Source organism: Cryobacterium lactosi (assembly GCF_004403945.1).
In the GTDB taxonomy this organism is placed as follows: Bacteria; Actinomycetota; Actinomycetes; order Actinomycetales; family Microbacteriaceae; genus Cryobacterium; species Cryobacterium lactosi.
Map to the genome: position 1 here is coordinate 1 of NZ_SOHM01000025.1, position 21,564 is coordinate 21,564.

At 68.2% G+C, this 21,564-nt stretch carries 19 protein-coding genes; 12 read left to right on the top strand and 7 right to left on the bottom strand.

The genetic code is table 11. The features are described from left to right. Nucleotides 1-2,039 (top strand): translation initiation factor IF-2 (infB, locus tag E3T61_RS10610; protein ID WP_134640838.1); only part of this gene is annotated, 2,039 nt, incomplete at its 5' end. Nucleotides 2,040-2,246: 207 nt separating this feature from the next. Next, a complete protein-coding gene (rbfA, locus tag E3T61_RS10615) occupies nucleotides 2,247-2,774 on the top strand; it encodes a 30S ribosome-binding factor RbfA (protein WP_134640839.1) in 528 nt (175 codons plus the stop codon). A gap of 151 nt (nucleotides 2,775-2,925) precedes the next feature. Here the strand turns inward: rbfA and E3T61_RS10620 are convergent, their stop codons facing one another. From E3T61_RS10620 to E3T61_RS10630, 3 genes are read right to left on the bottom strand one after another with little or no spacing between them, the layout of a single operon-like run. Beyond that, nucleotides 2,926-3,897 carry an aldose 1-epimerase family protein gene (locus E3T61_RS10620; protein WP_134640840.1) on the bottom strand — a complete coding sequence of 324 codons (972 nt, stop codon included), beginning with the start codon at nucleotides 3,895-3,897 and terminating at the stop codon, nucleotides 2,926-2,928. Then, entirely contained in the window at nucleotides 3,890-5,161 is a 1,272-nt protein-coding gene (locus tag E3T61_RS10625) for a D-arabinono-1,4-lactone oxidase (RefSeq protein ID WP_134640841.1), read from the bottom strand. The genes E3T61_RS10620 and E3T61_RS10625 overlap by 8 nt, the downstream gene beginning before the upstream one ends. A gap of 34 nt (nucleotides 5,162-5,195) precedes the next feature. Then, nucleotides 5,196-6,149, bottom strand: a complete 954-nt coding sequence (locus tag E3T61_RS10630; protein ID WP_134640842.1) for an HhH-GPD family protein — start codon at nucleotides 6,147-6,149, stop codon at nucleotides 5,196-5,198. A gap of 23 nt (nucleotides 6,150-6,172) precedes the next feature. Here E3T61_RS10630 and E3T61_RS10635 point away from each other — a divergent pair, with 23 nt between their 5' ends. Further along, nucleotides 6,173-6,775 carry a nucleoside/nucleotide kinase family protein gene (locus E3T61_RS10635; protein ID WP_134640843.1) on the top strand — a complete coding sequence of 201 codons (603 nt, stop codon included), beginning with the start codon at nucleotides 6,173-6,175 and terminating at the stop codon, nucleotides 6,773-6,775. Here E3T61_RS10635 and E3T61_RS10640 read toward each other — a convergent pair. Together E3T61_RS10640 and E3T61_RS10645 are read right to left on the bottom strand one after the other, a co-directional pair. Beyond that, a complete protein-coding gene (locus E3T61_RS10640) occupies nucleotides 6,759-7,760 on the bottom strand; it encodes a ketopantoate reductase family protein (RefSeq protein WP_134640844.1) in 1,002 nt (333 codons plus the stop codon). The two genes, E3T61_RS10635 and E3T61_RS10640, sit on opposite strands and share 17 nt — an antisense overlap. Before the next feature lie 35 nt (nucleotides 7,761-7,795). Further along, nucleotides 7,796-9,250, bottom strand: coding sequence for a DHA2 family efflux MFS transporter permease subunit (locus E3T61_RS10645; protein WP_134640953.1), 1,455 nt, complete (start codon nucleotides 9,248-9,250; stop codon nucleotides 7,796-7,798). Nucleotides 9,251-9,343: 93 nt separating this feature from the next. On the opposite strand from E3T61_RS10645, the gene E3T61_RS10650 reads away from it, so the two are divergent. The 5 genes from E3T61_RS10650 to E3T61_RS10670 are packed head-to-tail and all read left to right on the top strand — an operon-like array spanning nucleotide 9,344 to nucleotide 12,866. Further along, a complete protein-coding gene (locus tag E3T61_RS10650) occupies nucleotides 9,344-9,991 on the top strand; it encodes a TetR/AcrR family transcriptional regulator (RefSeq protein WP_134640845.1) in 648 nt (215 codons plus the stop codon). Between the two features lie 21 nt (nucleotides 9,992-10,012). Next, a complete protein-coding gene (truB, locus tag E3T61_RS10655) occupies nucleotides 10,013-10,993 on the top strand; it encodes a tRNA pseudouridine(55) synthase TruB (RefSeq protein WP_134640846.1) in 981 nt (326 codons plus the stop codon). Then, nucleotides 10,990-11,358: a hypothetical protein gene (locus tag E3T61_RS10660; RefSeq protein ID WP_134640847.1), complete on the top strand. Its 369-nt coding sequence runs from the start codon at nucleotides 10,990-10,992 to the stop codon at nucleotides 11,356-11,358. Before truB ends, E3T61_RS10660 begins: the two co-directional genes overlap by 4 nt. Before the next feature lie 57 nt (nucleotides 11,359-11,415). Continuing rightward, nucleotides 11,416-11,880: a hypothetical protein gene (locus E3T61_RS10665; RefSeq protein ID WP_134640848.1), complete on the top strand. Its 465-nt coding sequence runs from the start codon at nucleotides 11,416-11,418 to the stop codon at nucleotides 11,878-11,880. A gap of 44 nt (nucleotides 11,881-11,924) precedes the next feature. Further along, nucleotides 11,925-12,866: a bifunctional riboflavin kinase/FAD synthetase gene (locus E3T61_RS10670; protein WP_134640954.1), complete on the top strand. Its 942-nt coding sequence runs from the start codon at nucleotides 11,925-11,927 to the stop codon at nucleotides 12,864-12,866. A 21-nt stretch (nucleotides 12,867-12,887) separates the two neighbouring features. Here E3T61_RS10670 and E3T61_RS10675 read toward each other — a convergent pair whose 3' ends face one another. Continuing rightward, nucleotides 12,888-13,577, bottom strand: a complete 690-nt coding sequence (locus tag E3T61_RS10675) for a maleylpyruvate isomerase family mycothiol-dependent enzyme (RefSeq protein WP_134640849.1) — start codon at nucleotides 13,575-13,577, stop codon at nucleotides 12,888-12,890. A 23-nt stretch (nucleotides 13,578-13,600) separates the two neighbouring features. Here E3T61_RS10675 and E3T61_RS10680 point away from each other — a divergent pair, with 23 nt between their 5' ends. Both E3T61_RS10680 and E3T61_RS10685 read left to right on the top strand, forming a co-directional pair. After that, entirely contained in the window at nucleotides 13,601-14,830 is a 1,230-nt protein-coding gene (locus E3T61_RS10680; RefSeq protein WP_134640850.1) for an MFS transporter, read from the top strand. A 90-nt stretch (nucleotides 14,831-14,920) separates the two neighbouring features. Next, the gene (locus E3T61_RS10685; RefSeq protein WP_134640851.1) at nucleotides 14,921-15,868 is read left to right on the top strand and encodes a sugar-binding transcriptional regulator; all 948 of its coding nucleotides are present in this window, start codon (nucleotides 14,921-14,923) and stop codon (nucleotides 15,866-15,868) included. 57 nt (nucleotides 15,869-15,925) lie between these two features. Here the strand turns inward: E3T61_RS10685 and E3T61_RS10690 are convergent, their stop codons facing one another. Further along, nucleotides 15,926-17,287: a zinc-dependent metalloprotease gene (locus tag E3T61_RS10690; protein ID WP_420898481.1), complete on the bottom strand. Its 1,362-nt coding sequence runs from the start codon at nucleotides 17,285-17,287 to the stop codon at nucleotides 15,926-15,928. A 141-nt stretch (nucleotides 17,288-17,428) separates the two neighbouring features. On the opposite strand from E3T61_RS10690, the gene E3T61_RS10695 reads away from it, so the two are divergent. Next, nucleotides 17,429-18,532, top strand: a complete 1,104-nt coding sequence (locus E3T61_RS10695; RefSeq protein ID WP_134640852.1) for a YlbL family protein — start codon at nucleotides 17,429-17,431, stop codon at nucleotides 18,530-18,532. A gap of 109 nt (nucleotides 18,533-18,641) precedes the next feature. After that, nucleotides 18,642-21,545: a UPF0182 family membrane protein gene (locus E3T61_RS10700; protein ID WP_174777005.1), complete on the top strand. Its 2,904-nt coding sequence runs from the start codon at nucleotides 18,642-18,644 to the stop codon at nucleotides 21,543-21,545. Nucleotides 21,546-21,564 lie beyond the last annotated feature (19 nt).

Genomic DNA, 21,564 nt, shown 5'->3' on the forward strand with positions numbered 1-21,564 from the left:
CCGGCTTCACCCGTCCGGGTGCCCCTGCCGGTGCGCCCGGCTTCGGCCCGCCCCGCCCCGCCGGTGGCGGCGGCGCCGGCGGCCGTGGCCGTGGCCCCGGCGGTGGAACCGCTGGTGCGTTCGGTCGCGGTGGCGGCAAGAACAAGGCTCGCAAGTCCAAGCGGACGAAGAGGGCCGAGTTCGAGTTGCGCGAGGCCCCGTCGCTGGGTGGCGTGAGCGTTCCCCGTGGCGACGGCGGAACCGTGGTGCGTCTGCGCCGCGGTGCCTCCATCACGGACTTCGCCGACAAGATCGACGCGAGTCCGGGCAACCTGGTCACCGTGCTGTTCCACCTCGGTGAGATGGCCACGGCGACCGAGTCGCTCGACGAGGCCACCTTCGACGTGCTGGGCAGCGAGCTGGGTTACAAGATCCAGATGGTCTCGCCCGACGACGAAGACCGCGAACTGCTGCTCGCCTTCGACATCGACATCGACCAGGAACTGGCCGACGAGACCGACGAAGAGCTTGAAGTCCGTCCTCCCGTCGTCACCGTCATGGGTCACGTCGACCACGGTAAGACCGCGCTGCTCGACGCCATCCGTAACGCCAAGGTGGCCGCAGGTGAAGCCGGTGGCATCACCCAGCACATCGGTGCCTACCAGGTCGTCACCGAGCACGAGGGCATCGAACGTGCCATCACCTTCATCGACACCCCCGGTCACGAGGCGTTCACCGCCATGCGTGCTCGTGGTGCGCAGGTCACCGACATCGCGATCCTCGTGGTCGCCGCCGATGACGGCATCATGCCGCAGACGATTGAGGCGCTCAACCACGCACAGGCCGCCAACGTGCCGATCGTGGTCGCAGTGAACAAGATCGACAAGCCCGGTGCGAACCCGCAGAAGGTGCGCCAGCAGCTCACCGAATTCGGTCTCGTCGCCGAAGAGTACGGCGGAGACGTCATGTTCGTCGACGTGTCTGCGAAGAACAAGGTCGGCATCCAGGAGATCCTGGACGCCGTCCTGCTCACCGCAGACGCCGGACTCGACATGCGCGCCAACCCGAACAAGGATGCCCGCGGTGTGGCCATCGAGGCCAAGCTCGACAAGGGTCGCGGTGCAGTTGCCACCGTGCTCATCCAGTCGGGAACGCTGCACGTCGGTGACTCGATCGTCGCCGGTACCGCCTACGGCCGTGTTCGTGCCATGGCCGACGAGAACGGCAACCCCGTGCTCGCCGCCGTGCCGTCCCGTGCCGTCCAGGTGCAGGGCCTCTCGAGCGTTCCCCGCGCCGGTGACACCTTCCTCGTCATCGAGGAAGACCGCACCGCGCGTCAGATCGCCGAGAAGCGCGAAGCCGCCGAGCGCAACGCCCTGCTGGCCAAGGCCCGCAAGCGCATCAGCCTCGAGGACTTCACCCGTGCACTCGAAGAGGGCAAGGTCGAATCGCTCAACCTCATCATCAAGGGTGACGTTTCCGGTGCCGTTGAGGCCCTGGAAGAGTCGCTGCTCAAGATCGAGGTCGACGACTCCGTTCAGCTGCGCATCATCCACCGCGGTGTCGGTGCTGTCACGGAGAGCGACGTCAACCTCGCCACCGTCGACAACGCCATCATCATCGGCTTCAACGTTCGCCCCGACACGAAGGCGCGCGAACGTGCGGCTCGTGAAGGCGTGGACGTGCGCTTCTACTCCGTCATCTACAACGCGCTCGAGGACATCGAGTCTTCCCTCACCGGAATGCTCAAGCCCGAGTTCGAAGAAGTGCAGAGTGGTATCGCCGAGATCCGCGAGGTCTTCAGCTCGTCCAAGTTCGGAAACGTCGCCGGTGTCATCGTGCGTTCGGGAACGATCACGCGAAACGCCAAGGCGCGGGTCATCCGCGACGGCATCGTTGTGGGCGACAACCTCGCCATCGAGTCGCTGCGTCGCTTCAAGGATGACGTCACCGAGGTCCGTACGGACTTCGAGGCCGGTATTGGGCTTGGTAAGTTCAATGACATCCAGATCGGCGATGAGATCGAGACGATCGAATTGAAGGAAAAGCCGCGTAGCTAATAGCTATGGTGGCAAGGGGTCTCCGCTCGATCCCCCCTAAAAAGGGAAGAGCGGGGACCCCTACCCCGATTCCCTTTTTAGGGGGGATCGAGCTCCGCCCCAGTCCCTGAGAAATGCCAGCGTCAATTCGATGGTGGGGGGGGGGGGGGGGGGGGCTTAAGAGCNTTAAGAAGTACCCCGTAATTTTTAGGTTTATAGGAGTTCGACATGGTAGATCCGGCACGCGCTAGGAAGATGGCGGACCGCATCAAGGTCATCGTGGCCAAGCGGCTCGAACGCGGCATCCGCGACCCGAGGCTCGGCTTCGTGACCATCACCGACGTCAAGGTCACCGGCGACCTGCAGCACGCCTCGGTGTTCTACACGGTCTACGGCTCCGAAGAGGAGCGCAAGGACAGCGCCGCAGCCCTCAAGGCCGCCACCGGCATGTTCCGAAGCGAGGTGGGCAAGAACATCACCGCGCGACTGACCCCGTCGATCGAGTTCATCGCCGACGGCATCCCGGAGAACGCCGCCCTCATCGACGACCTGCTCCGTGAAGCACGCGAGCGCGACACCCAGGTCGACGAGATGGCCCGTACGGCCGTCTACGCCGGCGACGAGGACCCGTACGTCAAGCCCCGCGAATACGTGGAGGACGACGAAGACGAAGACGACTCCGACGAAGACGAGGTGGAGGCTGCCCCGGCCCACACCGGTCGTCACGTCGCCCCGACGGAGCCCGACGCTCAGTAGCCCTCGGCAGCCCGGCAACGAGTTGCTTCAGAATGCCCCTTGACCTGGTGTCAAGGGGCATTTTGCTTCCTCTGAGCGCAGCAGGATGCCGCGAATCGCCGCTGAATTCCCCTTCGACGGGCGCGATGGGTGCTTCTGCGGTAACTCGGCGTCAGGCCTCGGTGGCCGCGATGGTCCAGGCGGCGGAGTGGGACTGGCCGGGGGCCAGCAGCACCAGGTCCTCCCCGGTGGAGAAGGCGTCAGGCGGGCAGGTCATCGGCTCGACGGCCAGACCGATCCGGCTGCGCTCCGGCGCGGGACGGTCGGCGGTGTGCACCTGCAGCCAGGGCAGCTCGGCGCCGAAGCTCATGCGCACTCCGGTGCCGGCCGGGCTACTCAGTGTGACGCCGGCCGACCCATCCGCTTCACGTGCGATCGAGGTGAAGGCGTGGTCGATGAAGGTGTCGCCGATCGCACGGGGGGTGCGGAAGTCGAATTCCGGCGTGGTCTCCACCGGCACGGTGGCCACGGGGCTGAGCCGGTCCGGGGTCACCGTGAGGTAGCTGGCCGCGGGGAACTCGAGCGTCCAGTCGTCGACGGTGCCGGGGCCGGCCACGAGGTAGGGGTGCGGGCCGGTGCCGTACGGGGCGGTGGCCGCGCCGAGATTCTCCGCGGTCACGGTGCTGGTGAGGCCGTGGTCGGTGAGGCTGTAGGTGGCGAGGAGGGCGATGCGATGCGGGTAGCCGTCGCTGGGCACGATGGTGGTGCCGAGGGTCACGGAATCGTTCGATCGGGCCTGCAGCGTCCAGTCGGCCCAGCAGACCAGGCCGTGCAGGGCGTGCGCGCGGCTGGGTTCGGTGAGCGGCAGCTGGTAGTCGACGCCGTCGAAGGTGTAGGTGCCGTCGACAACCCGGTTGGGCCAGGGCGCCAGCACGGCACCCCGGTAGCCGGGCCGCACCTCGTCGGCGGCGAACGGCACCACGAGGTCGCGTTCGTGCCAGGTGAGCTCGCGCAGGCTCGCTCCGACGCTGGCGATCGTGGCCGAGTAGCCGCCGTGGCTGATCGTGTACTGCAGGCCGGAGCGCGGCAGCACCGGCGCATCCGTGCTGGTGGGGGTACCGGTGGCGACGGCGGCGTCAGTCATGGGACAGTACTCGTTTCAGGTAGGCGTTCTCGAAGCGTCCGTCGGGATCGACCCGGCGCACGTGTGCCGCGAAATCATCGAGGCGGGGATAGGCACGGCGGAGCCGGGCCGGGGACATCGTGGCGACCTTGCCCCAGTGCGGGCGGGGCGCGAACGGCTCGAGCGTGTGCTCGATCAGGGGCAGCACCGCGAGGATCGCAGGCAGCACCGGCTTCCAGGTGAAGTGGATGGCGAGCGAGTCACGGGCGTAGCTGGGGCTGAGCCAGGCGGTGTCAGCGGCCACGCTGCGGAGCTCGGAGATGTGCAGCAGGGGTGCGATGCGGTCGCCGATCGCGCGCAGCGCCGTGATCGCGGCGACGGCGTGCTCGGCCGGAATCAGGTACTCGGACTGGATCTCCTCACCGTGGCTGGGCTGGAACTCGCTCCGGAAGTGCGCCAGTCGCTCGTTCCACGGACCGGGCTCGCGCAGCTGGCCGGTCACGCTGTCTGCGGCGACACCGGGCAGCGGATGCAACGCCACAGTGGCCTCCGTTGCACCCAGGGCGGCGAGGTCCAGCTCGGGGCCGTCCACATCGAGTCGACGCTTCGACCACACCTGGTGGGTGTTCTCGCCCTGGAAGGTGGTGAACACGCTGACGCTGTAACCACTGGACATGATGGCGGCCCAGTTGGCCAGGGCGGCGGTCCAGGAGAGTCCCTGGTGCACGTACTGGGAGATCTGGAAGTGCGGTTGCACCCGCAGGGTCACGGCGGTGATGATGCCCACGGCACCGAGGCCCACCACCGAGGCGGCGAAATCGGCGTCGTGCTCCCCGACGACCTCGACAGCGCCGGACGCCCGCACGATCTCCAAAGCCAGCACCGACGACGCCAGCGACCCGTTGCGGACGCCGGAACCGTGCGTGCCGGTCTGGATCGCGCCGGCGATCGAGATGTGCGGCAGCGAGGCGAGATTGGGCAGGGCCAACCCCTGGTCGGCCAGATAGGCGCCCACCTGGGCATAGGTGCTGCCGGCGCCGACCCGCACGCTCACCGGGGCGCCGTCGTCGCCGAACTGCAGCGTGGGCGGGGCATCCAGGCGGTCCAGCGCCACCAGGGTGCCCGCGGTGTCGGCGATGGTGGAGAACGAGTGCCTCGAGCCCAGGGCCTTCACTCGGCCACCGGCGGAGTCGGCCGCGGCTACGATGGCCGAGACCTCCGCCGTCGTGGCGGGATGCCTGACGTCGTCGGTTGAATACTCGACATTGCCGGCCCAGTTCTTCATCGAAACCATTTCTGTTGGAGAGAACGCGGGGTTGTCACCCCTGGGAAAGAGCGTACATCCCGGGTTCGGTCGTGACGGCGAGGCCGTCCGCGAGGAGGCCGGCCAAGGCGCGGCTGCGCTGCACGGCATCCGGCCAGAGGCCCTCGATCTCCGCATCGGTCACGGGATGATGCGTGGCACGCAACTCGGCCATGATCAGCCCGCGCACCTGCCGGTCGCTGCCCTCGAACTTCTTCTGCACGGCCTTCTTCGGCCCGTCGTATGCCGGGTAGCCGGCCGCCCGCCAGGCGCATGCATCCTGAATCGGGCAGACCGCACAGCGTGGGCTGCGGCTGGTGCAGACGATGGCCCCGAGCTCCATGATGGCCGCGTTGAACACCGCTGCCGCGGCAGGTTCTGCGGGCAGCAGCGCCGACATCGCCTCGAGGTCCCGGCCGCGGCTGGGCGGCGCAGGTTCGGCCTGGCCGGTCACGGCCCTGGCGATCACCCGTCGGGTGTTCGTGTCGACCACCGGATGCCGGTGGCCATACGCGAACGCCGCGACGGCCCTGGCCGTGTAGTCGCCGATCCCGGTCAGGGCGAGTAGGTCGTCGACGTCCTCAGGCACGATGCCGCCGTGCCGTTCGGTGATCTGCCCCGCGGCGGCGTGCAGCCACAGCGCCCGGCGCGGGTAGCCCAGGCTCGCCCAGGCCCGAACGGCCTCACCGGGCGGCACGCTGGCCAGGTCCTTCGGAGTCGGCCACCGCTCGAGCCATTCGCTCAGGCGGGGGATCACCCGGTTCACCGGGGTCTGCTGCAGCATGAACTCGCTCACCAGGGTGCCCCAAGCGCTGAACCCGTCTCGCCGCCAGGGCAGGTCGCGGGCGTTCTCGCCGAACCAGAGACTGATGCTGCGGCTGAGGTCCGGACTGGCGGGTGCAGTCTCGGCTGCGGCACTCTCGAGTGCGGCACTGTCGACGGGGGCCGCGCTGTGGGCTGTGACGTTCATCGGTTCTAACCTAGGCTCGATTCATGAAGCTCGTTTCCACTCCTCGCGTCGAGTACCTGCGTACCCTCGCGGCCGAGATCCTCAACCTGAACGGCCGGGGGAGGGTGATCGTCGCCGTGGACGGCGCCGACGCCGCCGCGCGCACCGCCTTCGCCGACGACCTGGCGGCGGTGCTCGACGAAGCCGGAACCCCCGCCTTCCGGGCGTCGCTGCGTTACTTCCAACGCTCCCGTGAAGACGCCGCCCGGTTCGGTGCCGACACCCCGGAGCGCCACTACCGGCACGGCTACGACTATTCGGCGTTGCGCCGGGTGCTGCTCGAACCGTTCCGCCTCGGCGGCAGCACAGGTTTTGTCACCCAGGTCTTCGACCCCGACCGGGATGTCTGGATCGAACCGACGTGGACCACAGCTCCGGCCGACGCGATGCTGGTGATCGACGGCGAGTTCATCAACCGCGGCGAGCTGCGGGACGCCTGGAACTACCGCATCCTGTTGGAGAGCGAAGCGACCTCTGAGGCCGACTACCTCTACCAGAAGGAGGAACGGCCTCGCCAGGTGGTGTCGGCCGTCATCGACCTCAGCCAGCGGCATCTGCCCCAGCGGGTGTTCAGCGACTCCTGCTGAACCGCGCCAGAACCTCATCAGGGCCGAGGAACGACCCGCGCTGCTCGACCTCGTGGACCAGGGCGGTCAGCCGGTGGTTCACCGGCGCGGAAATGCCGGCCACGGCGGCCTCCCGCACCACAGCGCCGTTGAGGAAGTCGACCTCGGTGCGTTGGCCGCGAGTGACGCTCTGCAGAGTCGAACCCAGGTTGGGTACCGTGCCCATGCGGGCGCGCATCCGCAGCGGCAGCACCTGCCCGGCCCAGGCCGGCAGCAGAGAGAAGAGCCGCAGCCGCACGTCGTCGAGCGCCTGCATGGCACCGAAGCGGATGCCGCGACGCATGCCCACCCGCACGGCCTCCCGCATGCTCAGGGTCATCACCCGGCGCAGCCCCCGGTGGGCGACCACGCTCTGCACGCTCAGCCCGGTGATCGCCGGCAGGGCGTTCAGCATGTTGACGACCAGCTTCGTCCACTGGGCGCCGACGAAGTTGTCGATGGTGCGGCAGGGCACGGCCCCGGCGAGCACCTCCTGCCAGTGCCTGGTGGCCGCGTCGGCGGGTCCGGTGCCCCGGCCGAGGTAGGTGGGCGCGGCCGTGGTGACGGTGACCAGGCCCGGCTCGGTGTAGTTGGCGGCGATGATCGAGAGGGCGCCGAAGCAGTCCGAACCCGGGAGCAGCCGCGTGGCGGTGTCAACACCGTCGAGGCCGTTCTGGATGACGATCACCGCGGCACCGTCGAGCACGGCGGCGTTGTCCCGGATCGCCTCTTCGGCATCCTGTGCCTTGGTGCACACCAGAGCCAGGTCGGGTGTCTCGACCAGCCGTTCGAGGGCAGTGGGGCGCGCCGCCGCCCGGCCGAAACCGCCCTCAAGCCGGATACCCCGCTCGCGGATCGCGGCCAGCCCGGCACCGCGGGCCGTGACGGAGACGTCATGACCCGCCGCGCTGAGCAGGGTGGCGAAGGTTCCGCCCAGGGCGCCGGCACCGATCACAGCTATTCGCATGCTCTCAGCCTAGGAGCCCCACCGCGTCGCCAGGACTAGCCGACGAGCATGGAGTCTGCCGGGGCCGGGGCCGTCGACGGCGTCGGGGCCACCCGGCGGCCGGACGGCAGCGCGAGGGCGATCACCGCCGCGACGGCGAGTACCCCGGCGCCGACCATCACGGCGGGCACCGCGGCATCCACGTACCCGGAGGGCGTGAGCGTGCCGCCGTTGCCGGTGAACACCGCGGTGAGCACCGCGACGCCCAGCGCCACGCCGATCTCTCGGAAGGTGGAATTGGTGCCGGACGCCTTGGCTTGATCGTCGGGCACCATATTGGCCAGCACGGCGGTGGAGCTCGGCGCGAAGACCAACCCCATACCGAGCCCGGCCAGGATGAACGCGCCCACCAGCTCGCCGTATTCGACGTCGACGGACATCGTGACGGCCACCCAGAACATGGCGATGGCCAGCAGGGCCAGGCCCAGCACAATCGGCAGCCTGGTTCCCGTTCTCGGGCTGAGCATCCCGGTCAGCGGTGCCACGATCATCGGAGCCAGCGTCCACGGCATGGTCATCACGCCGGCTTCGAGCGGGCTGTGGCCCTGCACGATCTGCAGGAACTGGATCAGGATGAAGATAGACCCGAAGATACCGAAACTGAACGTGATCCCCACCAGGTTCGCCACCGTGAAACTGCGGTCACGAAAGAGCCGCAGCGGCAACAGCGGGGCGGATGCCCGCCCCTCCCACCAGACGAAGGCCAGCAGCAGGATTCCGCCGCCGATGAGCGCCGTGAGAACCTCGGTGCTCGTCCAGCCGGCCTCGTTGCCCCGCACGATGCCGTAGACGATCCCGAAGACCCCGCCGCCGGCCAGCACCAGGCCCACCACATCGGCGCGCAGTCGGGCGCCGAAGCTATTGGGCAACGCGATCAGCGCGAGCGGGATCGACAGCAGGCCGAGCGGCACGTTCAGCCAGAAGATGGCCTCCCAGTTCCAGCCCTCCACCACGGCGCCGCCGATCAGCGGGCCGAGCGCAACACCCAGTCCGGCGATGCCGCCCCAGATGCCGATCGCCGCCGGCCGGAACCGGTCGGCGACCGACCCGACGAGCAGGGTGAGGGAGAGCGGCATGAGCGCCGCGGCACCGACGCCCTGGAGTGCGCGGGCCGCGATCAGCATCCACGGCTCGACGCTCATCGCACAGAGCGCCGATGCGGCGGTGAAGAGGGCGATGCCGGCCAGGAACACCGACCGGCGGCCGAAACGGTCGCCGATGGCGACGGCCATCAGCATGAAGGTGGCGAAGCTGAGCGAGTAGGCGTTGACGACCCACTGCAGTTCTTCGATGGTGGCGTTCAGATCTGTATTGATCACCGGCAGGGCGCTGGTGACCACGAGGTTGTCGAGGGTGGCCATGAACATGGGCAGCGACGCGGCGACGACGGCAAGCCAGACGGGCACCCGGTTCAGGCGCCGGGCGACCGGTGGGGTGGAGGCGGTGGTCATCATGGGAGGTCCCTTCGGGTACGGAGACAGAGGATGTTGTAATTGAATGATTACAAGATAGGAGAGTAGTAATCGACTGATAACCTGTCAAGTGTGAACGAGACATCCGGCACCGCAGCCGCCCAGCCCACCGAGCGCATCCCCGCCGCCGAACGCCGCGAGCAGATCCTGGCGGCGGCCAGCGTGGTCTTCGGCGAGCGAGGCTATTCCGGCGCGACCACCGACCAGGTGGCCAAGGCGGCCGGAATCAGCCAGCCCTATGTGGTGCGGATGTTCGGCACCAAGGAGAAGCTCTTCCTGGAGGTTCTGGCGCGCGCCCTGGACCGTCTGATCGTCGGCTTCCGGCAGATCATCGCCGAACCGCGTGAACCGGGCGACGATGAGGTGGAGTTGCTGGCCGCACGGCTCGGCGCCGCGTACGTGGACCTCATCGAAGACCGCGGCATCCTGCTTTCGCTCATGCAGGCATTCATCAGCGGGCACAACCCGGTCGTCGGAGCCAAGGCCAGGGCAGGTTTCCTCGAGATCTACCGGATGCTGCGCGACGAGGCCGGCTTCCCGCCGGACGCCATCCGCGAGTTCCTGGCCGACGGGATGCTGTTCAACACGCTGCTGGCCATCCGGCTGCCCGACATCTTCGACGAGGATCCCGACGCCGAGGAACTCATGCGCTGCACGTTCCGTGGCAAGCTCGATGTTGTGCTCGGCGCTACGGCAGCCGAGGCCGCAGAGCATGCCTGACCCAGCCAAGAAGGATTTCCCGTGAACGCCCCCCGCCGCAAGCCCGGCAGCACCACCAGCGGCCTCGTGCTGATCGACAAGCCCCAGGGCTGGACCAGCCACGACGCCGTCGCCCGCACCCGCCGCCTGGCCAACACCCGCAAGGTCGGCCACGCCGGCACTCTCGACCCGATGGCCACCGGACTGCTGATCCTCGGCATCAACAGCTCAACCCGGCTGCTCACCTACGTGGTCGGCCTCGACAAGGAATACCTGGCCACCATCCGGCTGGGCGCGGCGACAACCACCGATGATGCCGAGGGGGAGGAGCTCACCCGCGCGCCCGCCGAGTCTGTCGCCGCGGTGTCCGCGGCGGCCATCACCACGGGCATCCGGGGGCTCACCGGGGCGATCAGCCAACGCCCCAGCGCCGTGAGCGCGATCAAGGTGGACGGCAAACGCGCCTACGCCAGAGTGCGGGCCGGCGAAGACGTCGAACTGCCCGCCCGCCCGGTCACCGTCAGCGAGTTCGAGCTGGTCAGCAGCACCCCGCTCGACGGTTTCCTCGACCTCGAGGTGCGCGTGGTCTGCTCCTCGGGCACCTACATCAGGGCGCTCGCCCGAGACCTCGGCGCCGAACTGGGTGTCGGCGGGCACCTCACCAGCCTCCGTCGCACCCGCATCGGCCCGTTCGGCATCCAGGACGCCGACCCGCTCGACCAGCTCGACGTGGCCCGCGCCATGATCGGGCCGGCGGATGCCGCGAGCAGGCTGTTCGAGAGGCTCGACCTCGACGACAAGCAGGCCGTCGATCTCGGTCAGGGCAAGCGCATCGACGCGCCGGCCGGCGCCGTGGACGGCGGCCCGGTCGCCGCGGTCGACCCGCACGGCCGGCTCGTCGGACTCGTCGAATACCGCGCCGGGCAGGCCAAGTCGATCGTGAACTTCCCGCCGGACGCCCCCGCTGATCCGGTCACTGTGGCCGATCCCGCCGAGCCCGCCGCGCCGGAGGATGCATCGTGATCGAGTGGTTCACCTATCTGCAGCTGGCCGTCGCCACCGCCGCCGGTCTGCTCTGCCTGGGCCTCGGCTTTGTCGGCCGCAAACCCACCGACCTCAGCATGGGGGCGACGCTGCTGGTCGAGCTGCTGCTGATCGGGCAACTCGTGGTCGCCATCGTCGCGCCCCTCACCGGGAACCAGGCCACCGGCAGCCTGCTCGAGTTCTACACCTACCTGATCAGCGCCATCCTGTTGCCGATCTTCGGGGGAGTGTGGGCGCTGATCGACCGCAGCCGGTGGAGCACAGTGATCCTCGGCGTGGTCTGCCTGTCGGTGGCGGTCATGGTCTACCGGATGCTGCAGATCTGGACCGTGCAGGGCGTCTGAGCCGAGGTTCGCGCCCGGCACCGTTCGGCCCGAAGATGCTGCGATAATTACTGAGCGATGAATGAGCTCAAGACCGACTCCGGAGACAACGCCACCGGCACGACGAAACCCGGTCGGGTGACCGGTATCGGTCGTGTGCTGATCATGGTCTACGGAGTTCTCGCCCTGGCCGCCACCGGTCGCTCCTTCGTGCAGATCGTCGGCAAGTTCGACGAGGCTCCGCTGGCGTACACCCTGTCGGCGCTCGCCGCCGTGGTCTACATAGTCGCCACCATCGCCCTGATCAATCGGGGTCAGGCCTGGTACCGGATCGCCTGGATCACCATCGGCTTCGAGCTCCTGGGCGTTCTGGTGATCGGCACCCTCAGCCTGGTCGACCCGCAGCTGTTCCCGCACGACACCGTCTGGTCGGTGTACGGGCGTGGCTACCTGTTCATCCCACTGGTGCTGCCGGTCCTGGGCATGTGGTGGTTGGCGCGCCATGCGCCCGAACGCGCCGGCGGAACCGGAGCCGCAGCGTGAGCGCCGCCAGGACCGCACCCACGAACGTGCCCAGGCAGGCGCCGATGAAGGTGCTCAACGGCCTCGGCGCCGTTCCGGCCGACTGGCCGGCCTCGGCGGTCAGCATCGGCAAGTTCGACGGGGTGCACGCGGGCCACCGCGCCGTGATCGGTGAGCTCAAGGCTCACGCAACCCGGGAGGGCCTGGCGGCCGTTGTCGTCACCTTCGACCGGCATCCGCTCGCCCTGCTGAACCCGGCCAAGTGCCCCGCCGAACTGGTCAGTGTGCAGCAGAAGCTCGACCTGCTCGGTGAGACCGGCATCGACGCCACCCTGGTGCTCGCCTTCGACACCGCGCTCTCGTCGCTGCCGCCGGAGGACTTCGTGCGCGGCATCCTGGTGGACACCCTGCACGCTCGCCACGTGATGGTGGGGCGGGACTTCAGGTTCGGCGCCCGCGGTGCCGGCGACGCCGACCTGCTCACCGAACTCGGCCACCGTTACGGCTTCGATGTGCGCCTCATCGACGACGTCATGCCGCACGGGGAGCGCCGGGTCTCGTCCACCTGGATCCGCGAGCTGCTCTCCGCCGGTGACGTGCGGGCCGCGACCCGCCTGCTCGGGCACACCCCCGGAGTGCGCGGAGTGGTGGTGCACGGCGCGGCCAGAGGTCGCGAACTCGGCTTTCCCACCGCGAACCTCTCGCCAGAGGCTGAGGGGCTGATCCCCGCGGATGGTGTCTACGCCGGCTGGCTCACCGACAACGGGGAGCGCTACCCGGCCGCCATCTCGATCGGCAACAACCCCACCTTCGACGGTGTGCCGCAGAAGCAGGTTGAGGCGTACGTGCTCGATCAGGACATCGACCTCTACGACCACGTCGTCGAGGTCGCCTTCGTCGAGCACATCCGCGGCATGGTCGCCTTCACCGGCATTGAGCCGTTGATCCGGCAGATGCAGGACGACGTGGTGAAGACCCGCGCGATCCTGAACCTCCCGCTGGGATAAACGGGCCGGTCGGGCGCCAGGTCAGACGGTCGGCTGCACCGGCGGTATCTGCTCCGGCGTGTCCGCGGGCAACGGCCCGCGGCCGAACAGGAACAGGATCAGTTCCGGCGCGGTGCTGCGGAGCGGGGTGCCATGGCCGACGCTCCACTCGGCATCCGTCGCCACCAGCCGGCGGGTGCGCAGCACGGCCTTGATCTCGGTAGGCGCGATCAGGCTGCGTCGCAGCGCCACCGCACCGCCGGCCATGGGGTGAATGGGCAGGGTCAGGCCCAGCGGATGCGCCAGGTCCAAGCCGTGAACCACGGCCTCGGTCAGGTCGGTGATGCCGCCTCGGCCCGTGGCCGCCCTGGCTGCGGCGATTTCGCGCAGCCGGAGCACCAGCTGGTCCGGCTCGGCCGCTGCAGCGGCCCGGCTGACGGCCTCGATGGCGCGCGCCGGGCGCAGATGGTGCCCGACGTAGGCGCGGGTGGCGCTGCCGAGGAGCTCACGTTTGCTGCTGCCCAGCCGCCAGACCAGGTGCCCGGCGACGTCGCGCACCCGCCACCCGGCGCACAGGCTCTGCGCTTCCCACTGCTCGGGAGCCAGCCCGGCGAGCAGATCGGCTATGGCCGTGAGGGTGGCGGCCAGATGCCCGGACCAGCGCGCGTTGACTCCGGATTCATTGCCGACGCTCCGCAAGCTGAGGGGGAGGAGTCGTGCGAATTCTGCCATGCCGTCCAGCCTAGACTTGCTGAGTGTCAGCCACCTCGCCCCGCTCCCTGTGGGCCGGGCGAACCCTGGCGCTGCTGGGCATCGTCCTCGTCGCCGCCAACCTGCGCACCGCCGTCGCGGCACTCTCGCCCATCGTCAGCCAGATCTCCACCGACGTTCCGCTGAGCGCAACGGCCATCGGCATCCTCGGCATGCTGCCGCCGGTCTGCTTCGCCGTATTCGGCATCTTCACCCCGGTCTACACGCGCCGGCTCGGCCTGGAGAACGTTCTTGTGCTCGCCCTCACCGCGATGATGATCGGGCACCTCACCCGCGGCCTGGCCGGCTCTCTCCCGGTCCTGGTGATCGGGAGTGTGGTCACCTTCGCCGGCCTCGGCGTGGGCAACGTGCTGCTGCCGCCGCTGGTGAAGAAGTACTTCCCCGACCGGATCGGCCTGGTCACGTCGCTCTACGTCACGATGCTGTCGCTGAGCACCCTGTTCCCCCCGCTGATCGCGGTGCCGGTGGCGGATGCCGCCGGCTGGCGGGTGTCCCTCGGCCTCTGGCTGCTGCCGGTGCTGGTCGCCCTCGTGCCCTGGGTCACCATGTTCGTGCGGCACAGGGTGCAGGTGGCTCCCGGCACAGTCGTCGAGGAGGCCGAACCGGCGCTGGTGGGCCGGATCTGGCATTCGTCGATCGCCTGGGCCCTGGCCGTGGTCTTCGCGGCATCGTCGCTCAACGCCTACGCGATGTTCGCCTGGCTGCCGCAGCTGCTCATCGACACGGCCGGCGTCACCCCCGCGCAGGCCGGCACCCTGCTTTCGGTGTACGCGGCAATGGGGATTCCCTGTGCCCTGCTGATTCCCTGGCTGACCGCCCGGATGAAAAACGTGGCGGGCCTCGTGTACCTCGGCGCCGCGGTCTTCCTGATCGGCGACCTGGGACTGCTCCTGGCCCCCGGCACGCTGACCTGGCTCTGGGTGGTCATGGCCGGCCTCGGACCGTTGCTGTTCCCCCTCGTCCTGGTGCTGATCAACCTGCGTACCCGAACCCATGCCGGGTCGGTGGCCCTGAGCGGGTTCGTGCAAAGCGTCGGCTACACGCTCGGCGCGATCGGCCCGCTCAGTGTGGCCCTGTTGCACGAGGTCACCGGGGGCTGGACGGCGCCGCTGCTGTTCCTGATCGGCACGGCGCTCGCGGTCACCGTGGCCGGTGCCGTCATCGCCCGCCCGCACCTGCTCGAGGACGATCTGGATCGCCGACACCGCCTGTAGCCGCTGCTCATATGAGCAAGATCTGCAACGAGTGTTGTCCCGGTCGGAGAACTCCACTTACGCTAGGGCCACGTGGGAAGGCACCAGCGAATGACCGACATCGACGAACTGCGCTCCATTCGGGCGGCCGAGTTGTATTACGAAGAAGACAAGACCCAGGACGAGATCGGCACGATCCTCCGGCTCACCCGGTGGAAGGTCGGTAGGCTGCTGGCCCAAGCCAAGGCCAACGGGTTCATACGTATCGAAATCGTGCATCCCCGCGCGCGTCGTCTCGGTATCGAACGTCAGCTGCGCGAAGCCACGGGCCTCACCGACGCCATCGTGGTCTCCACTGCCGGAGTCGTCGACGAGCTCGACCTGCACAAGCGCACCGCGCAGGCGGCCGCGGACTACCTCACCGCCCTGCGCCCGGTGCCGCGCACTCTCGGGATCAGCTGGGGCCGCACCCTGTACGACATTTCGGTGCAGCTCAAGCCCGGCTGGGCCAGCGGCGTCAACGTGGTGCAGATCAACGGCGGCGTGAGCCTGAATGCCCGCCCGGGAACGGCCGCAGCCACCGCCGTGAGCATCGCCCAGAAGGGCGCAGGTCAGTTCACCCTGCTGCCAAGTCCCGCCATCCTGGAGCGGATGGAGACCAAGCAGGCCATCGCCTCCGACCGCTCGGTCGCGGCAGTGCTCGAGATGGGCTCAGCGGCCTCGGCCTACCTGTTCAGCGCGGGCCAGGCCGACGAGGACTCTGCCCACGTCGACAGCGGGTACCTCACGCCGGAGCAGGTGGCCGAGCTCGTACGCAAGGGGGCCGTCGGCGACGTGGTCGGGAGGTTCATCGACAGCGCGGGCCAGATCGTCGACCCTGCGCTGGACGAACGCACCTTCGGCATCCAGCTGGAGCAGTTGCGCCGGGCGAAGACCGCCATCGCCGTGATCGGCGGTCCGCGCAAGCACGCGATCGCGCGCTCCGTTGTGCTCAGCGGCCTCTGCACGGTTCTGATCACCGACGAGGACACCGCCCTCGCCCTACTTCGCGAACCGTGAGCTAAGCACCGGAAAACGCCCGTTTTGGGTGCTTAACTCACAGTTCGCGAGGGGGAGTCACGCCTCGTGGGGACGGTCGGGGTTGTCGTCGCGGAGGAGGTCGGCCAGGGCCTGGTCGACGTCGTCCAGCACCGGTGGCTCACCCTTGGCTGTGGAGGTGAGCCGCGCGACCAGCGACTGCGGGTCGTCGAGGTCCGCAGACGTCGGCAGGATGTCGGGGTGCGCCCACAGGGCGTCCCTGGCCTCGTTGCCCACGGCGTCGGTGACCGCCTGCCACATCGCGGCAGCCTCACGCAGCCGGCGGGGGCGCAGCTCCAGGCCCACCAGGGTGGCGAAAGCCGACTCGGCGGGGCCACCGGATGCCCGGCGGCGCTTGACGGTCTCGTTGATCGCATCCGCGCGCGGCAACCGGCTGGTGGCCTCGAGGGTGACCACGTCGACCCAGCCCTCGACCAGGGCGAGCATGGTCTCGAGGCGACCGAGCGCGGCCAGCTGGGCGTCGGACTTGGGCGGGATCAGCGAGCCGTTCACCATGGCGTCGCGCAGTTCCTCGGGGTTCGACGGGTCGAAGCCCTCGGCGAGGGACTCCAGGCGTTCGGTGTCGATGGTGATGCCATGCGCAAAATCGGTGATCGAGCTGATCATGTGCAGACGCAACCAGCGGGAGTGCCTGAACAGCCGGGCGTGGGCGAGCTCGCGCACGGCGAGGTAGATCTGCACCTGGTCGGCCGGCACATCCAGGCCTTCGCCGAATTCGGCGACGTTCTGGGGGAGCAGGGCGGCCTGCTGATCGCCGAAGAGGGGGATGCCGATGTCGCCGCCGGAGACGACCTCGCTGGCAAGCTGGCCGACAACCTGGCCCAGCTGCATGGCGAACAGGGTGCCGCCGAGACTGCGCATCATCTGGCTGGCGCCGGCGAGCATGCCCTTGAGCTCCTCGGGGGCCTGCTCGGTGAGCACGTTGGTGAGGGAATCCGAGATGCTGGTGGCCACAGGTTCGGAGAGCTGGCTCCACAGCGGCATGGTGGCGCTCACCCACTCCCTGCGGGTCATCAGGCGAGGTTCGACGGTGAGCTCGGCAACGTTGATCACATCGTCCAACCAGAGCGCCGCGATGTGGAAGGCCTGCTCGAGCTCGGCTCGCTGGGCATCGGTCGTGCTGAGCGCTCCGGCGGCGGCGCGCTCCTGGCCCTGCTGAAGGGCGATGTCCCAGTTGATGCCGCCGTCGCCGCCGCCCTTCAGGGCGCCCTGCAACTGGCTCATCAGGGCCGCGACACTCGCGGGGTCGTTGGGAAGCCCGGCAGCGCCGGCCAACTGGCCGGGGTCGATCGACGATTTGCCGGACAGGATGTCCCGGAGCATGTCCCGGAATTCGTCTTCTGGATTCTGACCCTCGTCGGGTCGGGAGTCATCGGCCACTTCAGGCACCTCTCAGTTGCGTGCCTCTACGCTAGCCCGAGAACCCCGGCTAGAACTGGGAAATGACCTACGCTGGGTTCTTGCGTTGTCGCCTGTAGCGAACAGGCCGCGTACTTCTCGTTCATCCTTCTAAGGAGCCTGGTGGCCCTCTTCACCGCTGACCCGCATTCAGGCGCCGACCGACCCCGCCGGGGTTCCCGCACCGGCTGGGTGGTACTGGGCATCGCGCTGGTCACCGGGCTCACCCTGGCCGTCGTACCGTCGCCGTACGTCGTGGAAAGGCCGGGTCCGGTGTACAACACCCTGGGCTCGGCCGAAAACGACGGTGAGAAGACCGACCTCATCACGATCCCCGACGAGACCGTGTACCCGACCGAGGGCAGCCTCGACCTCCTCACCGTCTCCGTGCTCGGCAACCCGGACAACCGGCTGAACTGGCTGACTGTCGCGGCAGCCTGGCTGGACCCGAGCCAGGCCGTGGTGCCGCTTGAGTCGGTCTTCCCGACCGACGTCACCACCGAGGAGCGCGATGAGCAGAACCAGGTCGCCATGGTCAACTCCCAGCAGGACGCCATCGCCGCAGCCCTGACCAGCCTCGGCTATGACTACCCCACCGAACTGAGCGTCGTGTCCCTGGCCGACGGCGCCCCGGCCGAGGGGCTGATCCAGGCCGGAGACCTCATCGAGTCCGTCAACGGCGAAACCGTGGCGGATATCACGGCGCTGCGGACCGCGCTGACGGCCAGCGGCGCCGGCACCCCTGTTACCATCGGGCTGAACCGCGACGGCACCGAACAGAGCGTCGAGGTCGCACCCGTCGACATCGACGGCAACGTGGTGCTCGGCATCAACGTCAAGTCGGACTACAAGTTCCCGTTCGACGTCAACATCCAGCTCGACAAGGTCGGCGGACCGAGCGCGGGCATGATGTTCGCGTTGGGCATCATCGACAAGCTCACCCCCGGGTCGATCCAGGGCGGGGCGGATGTCGCCGGGACCGGCACCATCGACCAGTCCGGCACCGTCGGCCCCATCGGCGGAATCCGCCAGAAACTCTTCGGGGCCAAAGAAGCCGGTGCGGAGTGGTTCCTGGCGCCAACGGCGAACTGTGACGAGGTCACGGGGCACGTTCCAGACGGGCTGACCGTACTGGCCGTGAGCACCCTGGACGAGTCCCTGGCCGCACTGGATGCCATCCGCACTGGAGCCGATATCGGCGACCTGCCGACCTGCCCAGCCGGCTGATAGCAGGGCTGCTTCTGGGCGAGCCCTCAGCGAACTGGGGGTTTGCCCTGAGGAGGCTTGCATAGAATGAGGGTCTGACCCCCGATCTATCAGAGCAAGAGGCCAATTCGTGACCACATCATCCGCCGGAAACGCTCCACGCCGGAGCCGTGCCCCGCTCGCCATCACGGCAGCGATCATCGCAGGGCTGGTGATCTTATTCTTCATCTTCGCCGGGCTGTACGCGGATGTGTTGTGGTTCGACCAACTCGGATTCCTCAGCGTGCTGACCACCCAGTGGATCGCCAGTGCGGTCCTGTTCGTCATCGGGTTCCTCGGCATGGCCGTACCGGTGTGGGTGAGTATCCAGCTCGCCTACCGCCTGCGCCCCGTCTACGCCAAGCTCAATTCGCAGGTCGACCGCTACCAGCAGGTCATCGAGCCGCTGCGCCGGCTCGCGATGTACGGCATCCCCGCCCTGCTCGGCCTGTTCGCCGGTGTCGCCGCCGCGACACACTGGCAGACCATTCTGATGTGGCTCAACCGCACCGAGGCTGGCACCACCGACCCGCAGTTCGGCTTCGACGTGTCGTTCTACCTCTTCGACCTGCCGTTCTACCAGTCACTCCTGGCCTTCAGCTCCGCGGTGGTGCTCATCTCCGCGCTCGTCGCCCTCGCCACCTCGTACCTCTACGGCGCCATCCGCATCACCGGCCGTGAGGTCTTCGTGGCCAAGGCCGCGCGCGTGCAGATCGCCGTCACCGCCGCGATCTACCTGCTGCTGCAGGGCGTGAGCATCTGGCTCGACCAGTACTCCACCCTCACCCAGGCCAACGATCTGATCACCGGCGCCGGCTACACCGACGTCAGTGCCACCATCCCCGGCCGCGCCATCCTGGCCGGCATCGCGATCTTCGTCGCCATCCTGTTCCTGGTCACCGCGTTCATCGGTCGCTGGCGCCTGCCGGTGATCGGCACCGCACTGCTCATCGTGAGCAGCCTCCTGATCGGCTCGCTCTACCCCTGGGTCGTGCAGCGCTTCCAGGTGGACCCGAGCGCCAAGACCCTCGAGGCCCCGTACATCCAGCGCAACATCGACCTCACCCGGGACGCCTACGGCGTCGCCGACGTGGAAGAGATCCCCTACACAGCCACCACAGAGGCCACCCCAGGTGCGCTTCGCGCGGACGCCGAGACCACGGCCAACATCCGTATTCTGGACCCCGCACTGGTCAGCGATGCGTTCGCCCAGCTCGAGCAGTTCAAGCAGTACTACCAGTTCCCCGCCAACCTCGATGTGGACCGATACACGATCGACGGCAAGTCCCAGGACACCGTGGTCGCCGTGCGTGACCTCGACCTCGGCGGCCTGAGCAGCGAGACCTGGGTCAACTCCTCGGTCGTCTACACGCACGGCTATGGCGTCGTCGCCGCCTACGGCAACCAGCGCTCGGCCGATGGCCAGCCGGTGTTCCTGGAGAACGGCATCCCCACCTCAGGAGCCCTGGGCGAATTCGAGCCGCGGGTCTACTTCGGTGAGACCTCGCCGACCTACTCGATCGTCGGTGCCCCCGAGGGCAGTGACCCGGTCGAGCTGGACTACCCGTCCGGCGAGGACGGCGCCCAGCAGACCTACACGACCTTCAGCGGAGAGGGCGGCCCCAGCCTGAGCGGTCCGTTCAACAAGCTGATCTACGCGCTCAAGTTCCAATCCGAGCAGATCTTCCTGGCCAACGCCGTCAACGACGAGTCGCAGATCCTCTACGACCGTGACCCGATCACCCGGGTGCAGAAGGTTGCCCCGTACCTCACGCTCGACTCCGACCCGTACCCGACCGTCGTTGACGGCCGGATCAAGTGGGTTGTCGACGCGTACACGACCTCGGCCAGCTACCCGTACTCCACCGCGGTGAGCCTCAGCGATGCCATTGCCGACACCGAGACGCCCGAACAGCCCTTTGCGCTGGACAACATCAACTACATGCGTAACTCGGTCAAGGCGACAGTGGATGCCTACGACGGCTCCGTGACCCTGTACGCCTGGGATGAGAAAGACCCGCTGCTGCAGACGTGGCAGAAGATCTTCCCGACCACCGTCGAGCCGATGAGCGAGATGAGCGGCGACCTGATGAGCCACGTGCGCTACCCGGCCGACATGTTCAAGGTGCAGCGTTCGGTCCTCGGTAAGTACCACGTGACCGACCCGGGCTCGTTCTACTCCGAAGACGACGCGTGGACCACGCCGAACGACCCGGTGTCGCCGTCGACGAACACGACCCTGCAGCCGCCGTACTACCTGACGATGCAGATGCCCGGCCAGGAAGCACCGTCGTACTCGCTGTACTCGACGTTCATCCCGAACGCGTCCGGTGAGACCAGCCGAAACGTGCTGACGGGGTACCTTGCCGCAGACGCGGATGCGGGTGCGACCGACGGTGAACGTGCGGACGGCTACGGAAAGTTGCGCCTGCTGACCCTGCCGAACGACATCACGGTGCCCGGCCCCGGCCAGGTGCAGGCCAAGTTCAACGGTGATCCCACGATCTCCGCCGAGCTCAACCTGCTCAAGCAGGGCCAGTCCACTGTGCTCAACGGAAACCTGCTGACCCTCCCCGTCGGTGGCGGTCTGCTCTACGTGCAGCCCGTCTACGTGCAGTCCACCGGTGAGACCAGCTATCCGCTGCTGCAGAAGGTCCTGGTGGCCTTCGGCGACCAGATCGCTTTCGAGGACACCCTGGATACCGCGCTCAACGTGCTCTTCGGCGGTGAATCCGGTGCTAACGCCGGCGACACCGACGTGCCGGCCGTCGAGACGCCGACCGAGCCCGGAACCGACGGCGACACGACAGTGCCGTCGACCGAGACCGGCAACCCGGAAGTCGACGCCCAGCTGCAGACTCTCCTCGCCCAGGCGAAGCAAGCCATCGCCGACAAGCAGGCGGCCCTGGCCGCCAACGACCTGGCCGCGTTCGGAGTCGCCGACAAGAAGCTCTCCGACACCGTGGAGAGCATGCTCACGCTGATCGGGCAGTAGTCACCAGCTCCATCCCACG

Coding starts and splice junctions, on each gene's coding strand:
- E3T61_RS10635 (WP_134640843.1), top strand. CDS start 6,173: ATGAAGCTCGTTTCCACTCCTCGCGTCGAGTACCTGCGTACCCTCGCG.
- E3T61_RS10645 (WP_134640953.1), bottom strand. CDS start 9,250: ATGACCACCGCCTCCACCCCACCGGTCGCCCGGCGCCTGAACCGGGTG.
- E3T61_RS10620 (WP_134640840.1), bottom strand. CDS start 3,897: ATGACTGACGCCGCCGTCGCCACCGGTACCCCCACCAGCACGGATGCG.
- E3T61_RS10665 (WP_134640848.1), top strand. CDS start 11,416: ATGAATGAGCTCAAGACCGACTCCGGAGACAACGCCACCGGCACGACG.
- E3T61_RS10675 (WP_134640849.1), bottom strand. CDS start 13,577: ATGGCAGAATTCGCACGACTCCTCCCCCTCAGCTTGCGGAGCGTCGGC.
- E3T61_RS10630 (WP_134640842.1), bottom strand. CDS start 6,149: ATGAACGTCACAGCCCACAGCGCGGCCCCCGTCGACAGTGCCGCACTC.
- E3T61_RS10640 (WP_134640844.1), bottom strand. CDS start 7,760: ATGCGAATAGCTGTGATCGGTGCCGGCGCCCTGGGCGGAACCTTCGCC.
- E3T61_RS10670 (WP_134640954.1), top strand. CDS start 11,925: ATGAAGGTGCTCAACGGCCTCGGCGCCGTTCCGGCCGACTGGCCGGCC.
- E3T61_RS10685 (WP_134640851.1), top strand. CDS start 14,921: ATGACCGACATCGACGAACTGCGCTCCATTCGGGCGGCCGAGTTGTAT.
- rbfA (WP_134640839.1), top strand. CDS start 2,247: ATGGTAGATCCGGCACGCGCTAGGAAGATGGCGGACCGCATCAAGGTC.
- E3T61_RS10625 (WP_134640841.1), bottom strand. CDS start 5,161: ATGAAGAACTGGGCCGGCAATGTCGAGTATTCAACCGACGACGTCAGG.